This is a genomic window from Actinosynnema sp. NPDC049800 (assembly GCF_040656635.1).
In the GTDB taxonomy this organism is placed as follows: Bacteria; Actinomycetota; Actinomycetes; order Mycobacteriales; family Pseudonocardiaceae; genus Actinosynnema.
The window spans coordinates 1-12,039 of the sequence record NZ_JBFAMT010000005.1 but is presented as its reverse complement, the minus strand read 5'-3'; the positions used below and the strand labels follow the sequence as shown (position 1 = coordinate 12,039).

General features: G+C 70.8%; 11 protein-coding genes. 2 read left to right on the top strand and 9 right to left on the bottom strand.

Annotated features, from left to right (window positions below):
- Nucleotides 1-9 precede the first annotated feature (9 nt).
- Genes AB0I91_RS08660 through AB0I91_RS08650 form a run of 3 tightly spaced genes read right to left on the bottom strand, consistent with a single transcriptional unit; the run spans nucleotide 10 to nucleotide 2,716 of the window.
- Nucleotides 10-831: a GSU2403 family nucleotidyltransferase fold protein gene (locus tag AB0I91_RS08660; protein ID WP_499636171.1), complete on the bottom strand. Its 822-nt coding sequence runs from the start codon at nucleotides 829-831 to the stop codon at nucleotides 10-12.
- Nucleotides 828-1,958: a type IV toxin-antitoxin system AbiEi family antitoxin gene (locus AB0I91_RS08655; RefSeq protein ID WP_499636168.1), complete on the bottom strand. Its 1,131-nt coding sequence runs from the start codon at nucleotides 1,956-1,958 to the stop codon at nucleotides 828-830. Before AB0I91_RS08655 ends, AB0I91_RS08660 begins: the two co-directional genes overlap by 4 nt.
- A 47-nt stretch (nucleotides 1,959-2,005) precedes the next feature.
- Nucleotides 2,006-2,716: a uracil-DNA glycosylase gene (locus tag AB0I91_RS08650; RefSeq protein ID WP_499636166.1), complete on the bottom strand. Its 711-nt coding sequence runs from the start codon at nucleotides 2,714-2,716 to the stop codon at nucleotides 2,006-2,008.
- 30 nt (nucleotides 2,717-2,746) lie between these two features.
- On the opposite strand from AB0I91_RS08650, the gene AB0I91_RS08645 reads away from it, so the two are divergent.
- Both AB0I91_RS08645 and AB0I91_RS08640 read left to right on the top strand, forming a co-directional pair.
- Nucleotides 2,747-4,231 carry a S10 family peptidase gene (locus AB0I91_RS08645; protein WP_499636163.1) on the top strand — a complete coding sequence of 495 codons (1,485 nt, stop codon included), beginning with the start codon at nucleotides 2,747-2,749 and terminating at the stop codon, nucleotides 4,229-4,231.
- A 65-nt stretch (nucleotides 4,232-4,296) separates the two neighbouring features.
- Nucleotides 4,297-4,782: an HIT family protein gene (locus AB0I91_RS08640; protein WP_499636160.1), complete on the top strand. Its 486-nt coding sequence runs from the start codon at nucleotides 4,297-4,299 to the stop codon at nucleotides 4,780-4,782.
- A 14-nt stretch (nucleotides 4,783-4,796) separates the two neighbouring features.
- Here the strand turns inward: AB0I91_RS08640 and AB0I91_RS08635 are convergent, their stop codons facing one another.
- From AB0I91_RS08635 to AB0I91_RS08610, 6 genes are all read right to left on the bottom strand, one after another.
- On the bottom strand, nucleotides 4,797-5,792 hold the full coding sequence (locus tag AB0I91_RS08635) for an ABC transporter ATP-binding protein (RefSeq protein ID WP_499610011.1): 996 nt from the start codon (nucleotides 5,790-5,792) through the stop codon (nucleotides 4,797-4,799).
- Nucleotides 5,785-6,759 carry an ABC transporter ATP-binding protein gene (locus AB0I91_RS08630; RefSeq protein ID WP_498786876.1) on the bottom strand — a complete coding sequence of 325 codons (975 nt, stop codon included), beginning with the start codon at nucleotides 6,757-6,759 and terminating at the stop codon, nucleotides 5,785-5,787. The genes AB0I91_RS08635 and AB0I91_RS08630 overlap by 8 nt, the downstream gene beginning before the upstream one ends.
- Nucleotides 6,760-6,768: 9 nt before the next feature.
- Nucleotides 6,769-7,674 carry an ABC transporter permease gene (locus AB0I91_RS08625; protein ID WP_498786875.1) on the bottom strand — a complete coding sequence of 302 codons (906 nt, stop codon included), beginning with the start codon at nucleotides 7,672-7,674 and terminating at the stop codon, nucleotides 6,769-6,771.
- A complete protein-coding gene (locus tag AB0I91_RS08620) occupies nucleotides 7,667-8,590 on the bottom strand; it encodes an ABC transporter permease (RefSeq protein ID WP_498786874.1) in 924 nt (307 codons plus the stop codon). Before AB0I91_RS08620 ends, AB0I91_RS08625 begins: the two co-directional genes overlap by 8 nt.
- A gap of 40 nt (nucleotides 8,591-8,630) precedes the next feature.
- Complete coding sequence (locus tag AB0I91_RS08615) at nucleotides 8,631-10,295, bottom strand: peptide ABC transporter substrate-binding protein (RefSeq protein WP_499610003.1); 1,665 nt, start codon at nucleotides 10,293-10,295, stop codon at nucleotides 8,631-8,633.
- Nucleotides 10,296-10,492: 197 nt separating this feature from the next.
- The gene (locus AB0I91_RS08610; RefSeq protein ID WP_499610000.1) at nucleotides 10,493-11,443 is read right to left on the bottom strand and encodes a Ppx/GppA phosphatase family protein; all 951 of its coding nucleotides are present in this window, start codon (nucleotides 11,441-11,443) and stop codon (nucleotides 10,493-10,495) included.
- Between the last annotated feature and the right edge of the window lie 596 nt (nucleotides 11,444-12,039).

Below are 12,039 nucleotides of genomic sequence, written 5' to 3'. Positions count from 1 at the left end.
TCTACCGGCTCATGCCGGTTTCGCGCCGTCGAACTCGCGGAGCAGGTCGTCGACCAGTGCCACCATCGACAACTTGATCTCATCGGGATCGCCGAAGCCCGCCTCGGCGTCGGCGGCGAGCACCGGGAGCAGGTCCTCAGGTCGCGCCGCGAGCACGCGGAGCTCGTCCACCGCCAGCCGCACCACCGCGCTCGACAGCCGGGCCGAGGCCGAGGCCGTCAGATCACGGGCCAACCGCGTCGTGTCCACGGCACGGAGCAGCCGCAGCACGTCGAGCCCGTCCTTCGGCTTGAGCCGGTGCGGCTTCTCGCGCCGTTCCGCGATCTTGACGACCTTCGACACGATGAGAGCGGCGGGGCCTGCCACCTTGATGTCGAACGATCGGTGGTCGTCGCCGTCCAGCGAGCTGATGACGTGGACCTCGTTGTCCACGATCGCGGGCTCGAGCCCGAACGTCCTGCGGGCAGTCGCCTTGTCGTCGTGGGGTGGGCGAAGGTCCGCGGACCGCCTGCCGGCCGAGCCGCTGAGCGCTTCGGGCGCCATCAGGTCGACGGCGATGTCACCGCGGCCGAGCCAAATTCCAGGCTGCCCACCCGGCACGAACCCCGCGGCACGCATCGCGTCCACGATGGAAGGCTCGTCGGCGAGCCGATCGGGGATCAATGCCAGGTCCGCGTCGGTGGTGGTCGGCGCGGTGACGAAATCGGCGTCGCCCGCGTGCAAGTAGACAGCTTGCGCACCGACGAGCACGACGGCGTCACGGTGGGCTCCGAGTCCGTCGAGGGCGTCCAGCAGCACCGAACGAGCCTTGACGTATTCCTGCGGGATCACGACACCCAGCCTCGATCACTTGCGCCGAGCACGGCCATCAGCTGCTCGGCTTCCTCGGTCGACCGGCCCGGCCCGGTCAGGAGATCCGCCACCACCTGCGCGGGCGGGGCGAAGGCGACTCCGTCGACGATCCGCGACTTCGCGTGCACCACGTCGTCGTAAGGCCGCATGACCACGACGTTCGCGCCCCGATCAACCGGTCTCAGGCCCAACTGGTCCATGAGGCCGATCGGGTCCTCCGCGTACAGGCTCAACGAGACGAGCGGTGAAACCGACGTCACACCATCCGGCAGATACGCCCGCGCCGCCGCGGAGCCAGTCACGGCGATGCGGGTCCCCACCGCCACCAATGCGTTCAACGCGTGGTTCAGCCCGCGCGGGTCCAGTGTGGTCACGACCTCGTTCGAGATGGTGACGTGGTAGTCCTGCACCCAACGCTCGATCAGCGCTCGTTTCCGGACAGCGGTGACGGAACCGTTGGATTCACGGTCGATGGCCGCTTCCCGGTGGAGCAGCTCGAGGACCCTCGCGCTCGTCGCGGCACTGACGTGTGCTCGTTGGGCGAGGTCCCGCACACCTGTGGGGGGTGACGTCTCGCACAGCTCCAGCACGACCCTCGCGGCCGCCGACCCGCGAAGCGACTTGAGCAGTCGATCCGACGGGTCGCGCAGATCGCTCCGGTCCGCGCCGACGCGATCGAGGAGCACCGCGGGCCGGTCCAGCCTGAGGCGGAGGTTGCCCTTGGCGTCGAACCAGCCCAGGCCTCGCTCGTCCAGTCGAGCGCGGGTCATCGGCGAGATGAACGGCGCGGCCAGCACCGCACCGCCGACCACCCGGCCGTCGCGTGCGGCCGCCGTGGCGTACGCGTCCAACTGCTCGGCCACCGCGGCGACGTCGCGTGGCACGACCGCCGCCTTGCACTCGATCAGCACTCGTGTCGTCGCCCCGTCGGGCGCGGTGATGGTGAGCGTGGCGTCCGGCCGGTAGCCGTGGCGCGAGCTGTCCGACGACGGCTGCCGATCGGTGGTGACCGACCACGTCGTGGGCAGGGCGGAGCGCAGGGCTTGCTCCAGGGCAGGTAGCAGCTGCGTCACGCCGATTCCGCGTTGGACGCTGTTCCGTGACACATGGAACATGTTAGTTTGCGGAACAGGTCAGCGCCATCTCCCTGATGTCACCCGATCGTGGCCAGTCCTGCAGCGGTCCCGGCGGCGCGCAGGACGTCTTGCAGCATGGGTGCGGTGAGCCTGCCCGTGAACGTGTTGTGCGGGCTCACGTGGTAGCAGCCGAGCAGGTGCAGCGGTTCACCGCCGTCCTGCGCGGGCAGGGTCAGGTGCACGCCGTGGCCGAAGACCGGGCGCGGGCGCGGCACCTGCCAGCACGCGGCCAGCGCGGGCAGCGCCGCCTGCCAGCCGAACGCGCCCAGCACGAGCACCGCGCGCAACGTCGGCCGCAGCAGCTCCAGCTCCCGGATCAGCCACGGGCGGCAGTTGTCGCGTTCCTCCGGGGTCGGCTTGTTCTCCGGCGGCGCGCACTTCACCGGCGCCGTGATCCGGGTGCCGATCAGCTCCAGCCCGTCGCCCGGGTGCGTGGCCGTCGGCTGGGTCGCCAGGCCCACCGCGTGCATCGCCGCGTACAGGAAGTCGCCCGAGCGGTCGCCGGTGAACATGCGGCCCGTGCGGTTGGCGCCGTGCGCGGCCGGGGCCAGGCCGATGATCGCCAGCGACGCGTCCGGCGGCCCGAACCCCGGCACCGGACGCCCCCAGTACTCCTGGTCGCGGAACGCCGCCCGCTTGACCCGCGCCACCTCCTCGCGCCACGCCACCAGCCGCGGGCACGCCCGGCAACTGGTAACCCGTTCGTCAAGAGCGGAAAGCGGGAGCACCGGCGGCGACTCCGATCGTAGAGTTCGACCATGACCGACAAGGACAACGGCGACGAGCAGGCCGCCGCGGACAACGGCGACGAGAAGGACCTCCCTGCCGACGACCTCGTCACCACCCAGCACAGCATCACCGTCAAGCGGCGCAAGCTGAACTACACCACGACCACCGGTCGGGTGGTGCTGCGCCAGGAGGTGCTGACCGAGGGCAAGTTCGACGGGCACCTGCCGAAGGCCGAGGTCTTCGTCACCGCGTACACGCTGGACGGCGCCGACCCGGCGAAGCGGCCGGTGACGTTCGCGTTCAACGGCGGCCCAGGCTCGTCGAGCGTGTGGCTGCACCTGGGCCTGCTCGGACCGCGCCGGGTCGTCTCCGGCGACGTCGGCGCCCTCACGCCGCCGCCGTACGACCTGGTCGACAACACCGAGACGCTGCTCGCGCACAGCGACCTGGTGTTCATCGACCCGGTGTCCACCGGCTACTCGCGGGCGGTGAAGGGCGAGAAGCCCGGCCAGTACCACGGCTTCCAGGGCGACCTGGAGTCGGTCGGCGAGGTGATCCGGCTGTGGACCTCGCGCAACGGGCGGTGGATGTCGCCGAAGTTCCTGGCCGGCGAGTCGTACGGGACCACGCGCGCGGCCGGCCTGGCCGACTACCTCCAGTCGCGCTACGGCATGTACCTCAACGGGCTGATGCTGATCTCGTCCGTGCTGGACTTCACCACGCTGGACTTCAGCGAGGGCAACGACCTGCCGCACACGCTGTTCCTGCCGACCTACGCGGCGATCGCGCACTACCACGGGCTGCACGGCGACCGTTCGCTGGAGGACGTGCTGGCCGACGCGGAGGACTTCGCCTCCCGCGACTACCCGTGGGCGCTGGCGCGCGGCAACCGGCTGTCCACTGAGGAGCGCGCGGCGGCGGTGGCGCGGCTGGCCGGGTTGACCGGGCTCAGCGAGGACTACGTGGACCGGGTGGACCTGCGGGTCGAGCACGTGCGGTTCTTCACCGAGCTGCTGCGGTCGCAGCGCAAGGTCGTCGGCCGGCTGGACTCCCGGTTCACCGGCGCGGACGCGGACTACGGCCGCGAGCACTTCAGCGAGGACCCGTCGTACTCGGCGATCCTCGGCCCGTACACGGCGGCGCTCAACCACTACGTGCGGGCGGAGCTGGAGTACGAGAACGACCTGCCGTACGAGATCCTGACGATGAACGTGCGGCCGTGGTCGTACAAGGAGTTCGAGGGCACGCACGTGACGGTGGCGAACAAGCTGGCGTCGGCGATGCGCGCCAACCCGCACCTGAAGGTGCACGTCGCGTACGGCTACCTGGACGGCGCGACGCCGTACTACGCGGCCGAGCACGTGGTGGCGCACCTGCAGATCCCCCGGGAGCTGCACGCGAACATCGAGGCCGCGTACTACCCGGCGGGCCACATGATGTACGTCCACGAGCCGTCACGGGTGCAGCAGTCGAAGGACCTCGCGGCGTTCGTGGAATCGGCCTCGAACCGCTGACCCCGTCCCCGTCGCGGGCCTGCCGGAACGGCCCGCGACGGGCGCACGACCACCCGGGAGTGGGCATGGACGTCGTGGGGTGCCTCGGCTGCGACCTGTTGACCGGTCGCCAAGCGTTGCCGGGCGGGGTCGTCCACGAGACGCGGTCGTGGGTGGTGAACCACGTCCTCGGCCCGATGAACCTCGGCACCCTCATCGTCGGTCCGCGCGAGCACGTGGTGGCGGTCGCGGACCTCGACGACGAGGCGGTGGCCGAGATGGGCCCGTTGCTGCGCGACACGGCCCGCGTGGTCGAGGCCGTCTGCCGGCCCGAGCAGACCTACGTGTGCCTCTGGTCGCACGGGCCGGCCGCGCGGCGACACCTGCACATCGCGGTGCAGCCGGTGACCGCCGAGCTGGTGGCGCGGTACGGCGGGCTGCGGTCGGAGCAGTTGCAGGCCCGGATGATGGACGGTGGGCAGGAGCCGGACCCGGCCGAGGTCGAGGAGTTCTGCGCCGAGGCGCGGCGGGTGTTCGCCGCGATCCGCCGCGACCGGGGCCGGGGTGGGTGACCCGGGAAGCCCGGTCACGGGACCACGTGGCGTTCCTCGGCGAAGTGGCAGGCGCTGGGGTGGGCGCCGACGCGCGTGACGAGCGCCGGTTCCTCCACGGCGCACACGTCCCGCGCCTTCCAGCACCTCGTGCGGAACCGGCAGCCCGACGGCGGGTTCACCGGTGACGGCACGTCGCCGGTCAGGCGGATCACGTCACGGCGGCCCCGCAGCGCCGGGTCGGCCACCGGCACGGCCGACAGCAACGCCTGCGTGTAAGGGTGCGTGGGGTGTTGGTAGATCTGCTCCTCGGTGCCGATCTCGACGATCTTCCCGAGGTACATCACGGCCACCCGGTCGGACAGGTGCCGCACCACCGACAGGTCGTGCGCGATGAACACGTAGGCCAGCCCGAACTCGCGCTGCAACTCCGCCAGCAGGTTCATCACCTGCGCCTGGATCGACACGTCCAACGCGGACACCGGCTCGTCGCACACGATCACCTTGGGCCGCAGCGCCAGCGCCCGCGCGATCCCGATCCGCTGCCGCTGCCCGCCGGAGAACTGGTGCGGGTACCGGTTGAGGTGCTCCGGGTTCAGCCCGACCACGTCGAGCAGCTCGCGCACCCGCGCCGCCCGCGACCCCTCGGGCGCGACCTCCGGGTGGATCTCGAACGGCTCGCCGACGATGTCGCCCACGGTCATCCGCGGGTTCAGCGACGTGTACGGGTCCTGCAGCACGATCTGCATGTCCCGCCGCCACCGCCGCAACGCCGCGCCCCGCAACGAGAACATCGGCTCGCCCTCGAACAGCACCGTCCCCGACGTCGGCGGCTCCAGCCGCATCAGCACCTGCGCCAACGTCGACTTGCCGCACCCCGACTCGCCGACCACGCCCAGCGTCTCGCCCGCGCGCAACGAGAACGACACGCCGTCCACCGCGCGCACCCGTCCCACGGTCCGCCGGAACAGCACCCCGCGCGTCACCGGGAAGTGCTTCACCAGCTCGCGCACCTCCAGCAGCTCAGCCACCGACGACCTCCTCCGCGAAGTGGCACGCGCTGGTCCGCCCCGCACCGAGCCGCACGTCACCGGGCACGTGCGTCGCGCACACGTCCTCCGCCCGCGGGCACCGGGGGTGGAACGGGCAGCCGGACGGGATCCGCAGCAGGCTCGGCGGCAGCCCGCGGATCGTCTCCAGCGCGGCGCCCTTCGAGTCCAGCCTCGGCAGCGACCGCATCAACGCCGCCGTGTACGGGTGGCCGGGCGAGCGGAACAGCGACACCGCGTCCGCCTGCTCCACGATCCGCCCCGCGTACATCACCACGATCCGGTCGGCCACCTCGGCGACCACGCCCAGGTCGTGCGTGATCAGGACCAGCCCCATCCGCCGCTCCCGCTGGATCTCCGCCAGCAGGTCCATGATCTGCGCCTGCACGGTCACGTCCAGCGCCGTCGTCGGCTCGTCCGCGATCAGCACCTCGGGGTCGAGCGCCAGCGCCATCGCGATCATGGCCCGCTGCCGCATGCCGCCGGAGAACTGGTGCGGGTAGTCGCGGACCCGCTGCCGCGCCGCCGGTATCCGCACCAGGTCGAGCAGCTCGACGGCCCGCGCCCGGGCCCGCGCCCGGCTCATCCCGCGCCGCAGCCGGAGCTGCTCCTCGATCTGGAACCCCACCGTGAACACGGGGTTCAGCGCCGACAACGCGTCCTGGAAGATCATCGCCACGCCCTCGGCGCGGACCGCGCGCCGTCGTTGCGCCGACGCCGACAGCAGCTCCTCGCCGCGGAACCGCACCGAGCCGCCCGTCACGAACGCGGGCGGCGTGTCCAGGATCCCCATGACGGCCTGCGCGGTCACGCTCTTGCCCGAGCCGGACTCGCCGAGCACGGCCAGCGTCTCGCCCGCCGACACGTGGTAGCTCACGCCGTTGAGCACGCGCGCCACCCCGTCCCGGGTGCGGAACTCCACGTGCAGGTCCTCGACCTCCAGCAGCACGACCGCCTCCTACCGCAGCTTCGGGTCGAGGGCTTCGCGGACCGCGTCGCCCAGCATCACGAACGCCAGCACGGTCGCGGTCAGGAAACCGGCCGGGAACAGCAGCGCGTGCGGCGCGACGCGCAGGTAGTCCTTGGCGCTGTTGATCATCACGCCCCACGACACGACCGGCTGCCGCAGCCCGATCCCCAGGTAGGAGAGGGTCGCCTCGGCCCCGATGAACGCGCCCAGCGCGATCGTCGAGTAGACCAGCACGGGCGCGACGGTGTTGGGCAGCAGGTGCTTGCCGATGATCCGCGCCGACGACGCGCCGAGCGCCCGTGCGGCCTTCACGTAGTCCTGCTGCTTGGCCGCGATCGCGGTGGACCGCATGATCCGCATCGCCACCGGCCACGACAGCACGGAGATCGACAGCACCACCTGCGCCACGATCCGCGCCGGCCCCGCGTCACCGCCCGCGTTCAACGTGGTCAGGATGACGATCGCGCCCAGCACGAACGGCACGCCGACGAACACGTCCGCGATCCGCGACACGACGGCGTCCAGCCACCCGCCGTAGAACCCGGCCAGCATGCCGGCGCCTGCCCCGACCAGGACGACGCCCGCCGTGGCCAGCACCCCGACGACGACCGACGCCCGCGCGCCGTGGACGACCCGCGTGTAGATGTCGTAGCCCTGGTTGTCGTACCCGAACCAGGCCGCCGCCGAGGGCGCGCCGCGCGACCGGGACAGGTCCGCCGCGTTCGGGTCGCCGGACGCGAACAGGCCGGGGAACGCCGCCATCAGCAGCACGAGCGCGATCAACGACACGGACACCCAGAACAGCGGTCGCCGCCGCAACGCGTGCCAGGCGTCGCCGAACAGGCCGCGCGGCCGTTCTGGTCCGGTGAGGGGTGGGGCCAGTCGGTCAGTCATAGCGGATCCTCGGGTCCAAGACCGCGTACAGCAGGTCCACCAGCAACGTCATCAGCAGGTACACCAGGACCAGCACGGTCACCACGCCGGTCACCATCGCGCCGTCCTTGGTCAGGATCGACCGGAACACCAGGCCGCCGACGCCGGGCACGTTGAAGATCCCCTCGGTGACGATCGCGCCGCCCAGGAACGCGCCGAGGTCCGTGCCCAGGAACGTGACCACCGGGATCAGCGAGTTCCGCAGCAGGTGCACGCCGACGACCCGGCGCGTCGGCAGCCCTTTGGCCAACGCCGTGCGCACGTAGTCCGCGCGCCGGTTCTCGGCGATGCTCGCGCGCGCCAGCCGGGCGACGTAGGCCATGGACAGGCTGGCCAGCACGAAGCCGGGGACGACCAGGTTCCCGAACGTGGGCGTGGTGACCGTGGGCGCGATCCAGCCGAGCTGCAGCCCGAACACCAACTGCACGACGTACCCGGTGACGAACACCGGGACCGAGATCAGGAACAGCGTCGAGACCAGCACGAGGCTGTCCAGGAACCCGCGCTCGCGCAGCCCCGACACCACGCCCGCGGTGATGCCGATGACCGCCTCGACCAGCACCGCGACCAGGGCGAGCCGCAACGTCACCGGGAACGCCGCCGCGAGCCGGTCGATCACCTGCACGCCGGAGGACGTGACGCCGAAGTCGCCCTGGACCAGGTTGACCAGGTACTTCCAGTACTGGAGCGGCAGCGGGTCGTCCAGGTTGAACCGCTCGCGCATCATCGACACGTAGGAGGCCGGGCAGTCGCGCTCGCCGCACTTGCCCTCGAACGGGTCGCCCGGGACCGCCCACACCAGCGCGTAGATCAGGAAGGTGGTGCCGAGGAACACCGGCACCACCTGGAGCACCCTGCGCAGCACGTACCGACCCAACTCCGCACTCCCCTCGGCCGGATGGCTGGACTGGCCGGTGTCAGGCCACTTCCACCGAGTAGAGGTCGAGCGTGCGGAACGGGTCGAGGTCGGCCACCTTGAGCCGGTCGGACCGGCCCGCGATGGTGTTCTGCGTCCACAGCGGGATGGACGGCAGGTCGGCGGCCAGCATCCGCTCGGCCTCCAGGTACAGCTCGATCGCCGCCTCCTCGCTCGGGGCCCGGTCGGCCTCGGCGAGCTTCGCGTCGAACGCCGGGTTGGAGTACAGCCCGTCGTTGGACGACGCGCCCGTGCGGAACAGCGGCGTGAGCCAGTTCTCGATCGACGGGTAGTCGGCGATCCAGCCTGCCCGGTACATGCCGGTCATCTTGTGCGCGTTCACGTTCTGCCGGAACTCGCCGAGGCTGGTCGACGGCACGAGCCGCGCTTCGACGCCGAGGGTGTTCTTGATGCTGTTGACCACCGCTTCGGCCCACTCCTGGTGCCCGCCGTCGGTGTTGGTCAGCAGCACGATCTCCCCGGTGTAGCCCGACCTGGCGAGGGCCTCCTTGGCCTTGTCCGGGTCGTACGTGCAGTTCTCGCCGCACTGACCGGGCCGGTAGCCCTTCATCAACGGGTGCGCCCAGCCGTCCGCGGGCTTGCGCGTCCCCTCGAAGATCCGCTCGGTGATCTCCTCGCGGTCGATCGCCATGGAGATCGCGCGGCGCAGGTCCGCGTTGTCGTAGGGCTCCAGGTAGAACGGGAACGCGATGGTCTGGTTGTTCAGCGTCTCCCGCTGCACCACCCGGTCGCCGAGGTCGGTCTCGTACTGCTTGCCCGCCAGCGCGTTGGGCGGCAGTTCCTCCATGAAGTCCAGGTTGTTCGACACGAGGTCGGCGTAGGCCGACTCCCGGCTCTGGTAGACCTTCAGGGTCAGGTCCTTGAACTTCGGCTTGTCGGCGCCCTTGTAGTCGTCGTAGCGGGTCAGCTTGATGTCGGCGCCGACCGCGCGGGAGACGTACTTGAACGGGCCGTTGCCGATCGGGTTCGCCTCGAAGGCGGCGCGGTCGGCGAAGAAGGCTTTCGGGAGCGGGGAGAACACCTCGTAGCCGATGGTCACCGGGAACACCGCGAACGGCTCGGACAGCGTGATGGTGAACGTGTGGTCGTCCACGACTTCGAGGCCGGACATCGTCTCGGCGGTCGGCGCCGGCGGCTCCTGCGGCCCGTCGGCGCCGTCGGGGTCGGCCGGGTGGACCGCGTCGAAGCCCTCGACCTGGGAGAAGAAGCTCGCGCCCTGGGTGGCGTTGGGGCCGTAGGCCGTCCAGTTCCAGGCGTCCACGAAGCTGTCGGCGGTGACCGGGGTGCCGTCGTGGAACAGCCAACCCTGCTTGAGCTTCACGGTGAAGAGCTGGGAGTCGGCGGTGTCGATCGACTCGGCCATCGCGTTGACCGGCTGCGCGTCCTGCGCGCGGTACTCGACCAGGCCGGTGAACAGCGGGTCGAGGACGCGGCTGCCGCCGACCTCGGTGGTGTTGCCCGGGACGAGCGGGTTCTCCGGCTCGGTGTTGAAGATCGTGATGCCGGCTTCGGTGTCCGTGCCGGCCGGGGTCTCTGCCGAACCGCAGGCCGTGGCCACCAGGGCGAGCGCCACGGCTGCGGCGGCAGCGGCGGTCGTGGTTGGGGCCGGGGTCCGGGTCGGGCGTGTTAATCGTGCACGTGACATGGGTCCTCCCACCTGATCGGGGTCACCGAGCAGAGTCGACCGCTTTCACAGCGTGAGGGAGAACCTAGGGGCAGCGTGACCGGGGCCACACGGGTGCGCGAGTCACGACCTGGTCACGATCGATCCCAGTTGACGGACGGGTGGCTTGACCTGCGGCTGAGCCGGGTCAGCCGGCGCAGGGGCGGACCTGTGGCGCCTCAGGCCAGGGCGAAGGCGATGCCGTCGAGGATGTCGTGCTCGCTGGCGACGAGCTCGGTGACGCCCTGCGCTTCCAGGTGGTCGGCGAGCGTGCGGACGACCAGCGCGCCGCCGCAGATCACGTCGACCCGGCCGGGGTGCATCGGGCCGAGGGCGGCGCGCTCGTCGTGCCCCATGGTGAGCAGCTTCGCCGTGACCTCGCGGATCCGGTCGAGGCCGAGTCGGGCCAGGTGGATCTCCTCCGGCTCGTAGCGCGGCAGTTCCTTGGCCAGCGCGACGAGGGTCGTGACGGTGCCCGCCACGCCGATCCAGGTCTTGGCCTTGGCGGTCGGCACGGCGGCGAACGCCTCGGCGAGCACGTCCCGCGTCACCCGCACCGCTTCCTCCACCTGGGCCTCGGTCGGCGGGTCCGAGTGCAGGCAGCGCTCGGTGAGCCGGACGCAGCCGATGTCGACCGACCGGGCGGCCTCGACCTCGCCGCGCACTCCGTTCCACGTGCCCAGGACCAACTCGGTCGACCCGCCGCCGATGTCGGAGACGAGGAACGGGCCTTCGTCTGCGTCCAGGTCGGACACCGCGCCCGTGAACGAGAGGCGGGCCTCCTCGTCACCCGTGATGACCTCGGCCTCCACGCCGAGCACTTCGCGGGTCATGTCGAAGAAGGCCGCTTTGTTCGCGGCGTCCCGGGTCGCGGACGTCGCGACCATCCGCACTCGCTCGGTTCCCTTGCGGCGCAGGATGTTCGTGTAGTCCACGAGCGCGGCACGGGTGCGCGCGATGGCGTCCGGGTGCAACTCACCGGTCGCGTCGACGCCCTGGCCGAGCCGGACCACCCGCATCTCCCGGTGCACGTCCCGCAACCACCGCTCCCCACCGTCCGATGTGGTCACGTCCGCGACCAGGAGTCGGATCGAGTTGGTCCCGCAGTCGATCGCGGCCACGCGTGCCATGCCCGATGTCCTTCCCCGGTGATGAGTGCTGCCCCCAGGAGACTAGTGGTGGGCGGTCGTCCGGCCAGGGCCGGCGGGCTGGTTGGTCGGTTGGTTGGTTGGTTGGTTGGTTGGTTGGCTGGCTGGTTGGTTGGTAGGTAGGTAGGTAGGCGGAAGGTCTAAAGATCAAAGATCAAAAGCGTCCTCGCCGGACGGGCAGATCAGCAGGATGACCCCTCGTTCAGCGGTCCTGTTCCGGGTCCGTCGTGGGTCCGGGCTCCGTGTCATCCCACCGACCTCCCTCCGGGCTACCACACGTATCAAGGGGGCAGCCATCAGCACACCACCGGGCAAAGGACGCACAGCCCCCTTGACACGCGCGGTAGGGCAAAGCCAGGTCGGCGGGATGACACGAACCCCTCGTTTAGAGGGAAGAGCCGGCACCGAGCCCATAACGACGCGCGACCCACACAACCCGCTCCGGGCCCGCCCCTCCCGGGCCACTGACACGCCCTTCCTCCTAAAGGAGGGCTTCGTGTCATCCCGCCGACCTGGCAGAGCCCTACCGCACGGGTCAAGGGGGCACATCCCCACCCAACAGGAACAATGGGCCGGAA

What these genes read in the sequence shown, in the direction of transcription:
- AB0I91_RS08645 (WP_499636163.1), top strand. Translation starts at nt 2,747, where the DNA reads ATGACCGACAAGGACAACGGCGACGAGCAGGCCGCCGCGGACAACGGC.
- AB0I91_RS08640 (WP_499636160.1), top strand. Translation starts at nt 4,297, where the DNA reads ATGGACGTCGTGGGGTGCCTCGGCTGCGACCTGTTGACCGGTCGCCAA.
- AB0I91_RS08625 (WP_498786875.1), bottom strand. Translation starts at nt 7,674, where the DNA reads ATGACTGACCGACTGGCCCCACCCCTCACCGGACCAGAACGGCCGCGC.
- AB0I91_RS08615 (WP_499610003.1), bottom strand. Translation starts at nt 10,295, where the DNA reads ATGTCACGTGCACGATTAACACGCCCGACCCGGACCCCGGCCCCAACC.
- AB0I91_RS08610 (WP_499610000.1), bottom strand. Translation starts at nt 11,443, where the DNA reads ATGGCACGCGTGGCCGCGATCGACTGCGGGACCAACTCGATCCGACTC.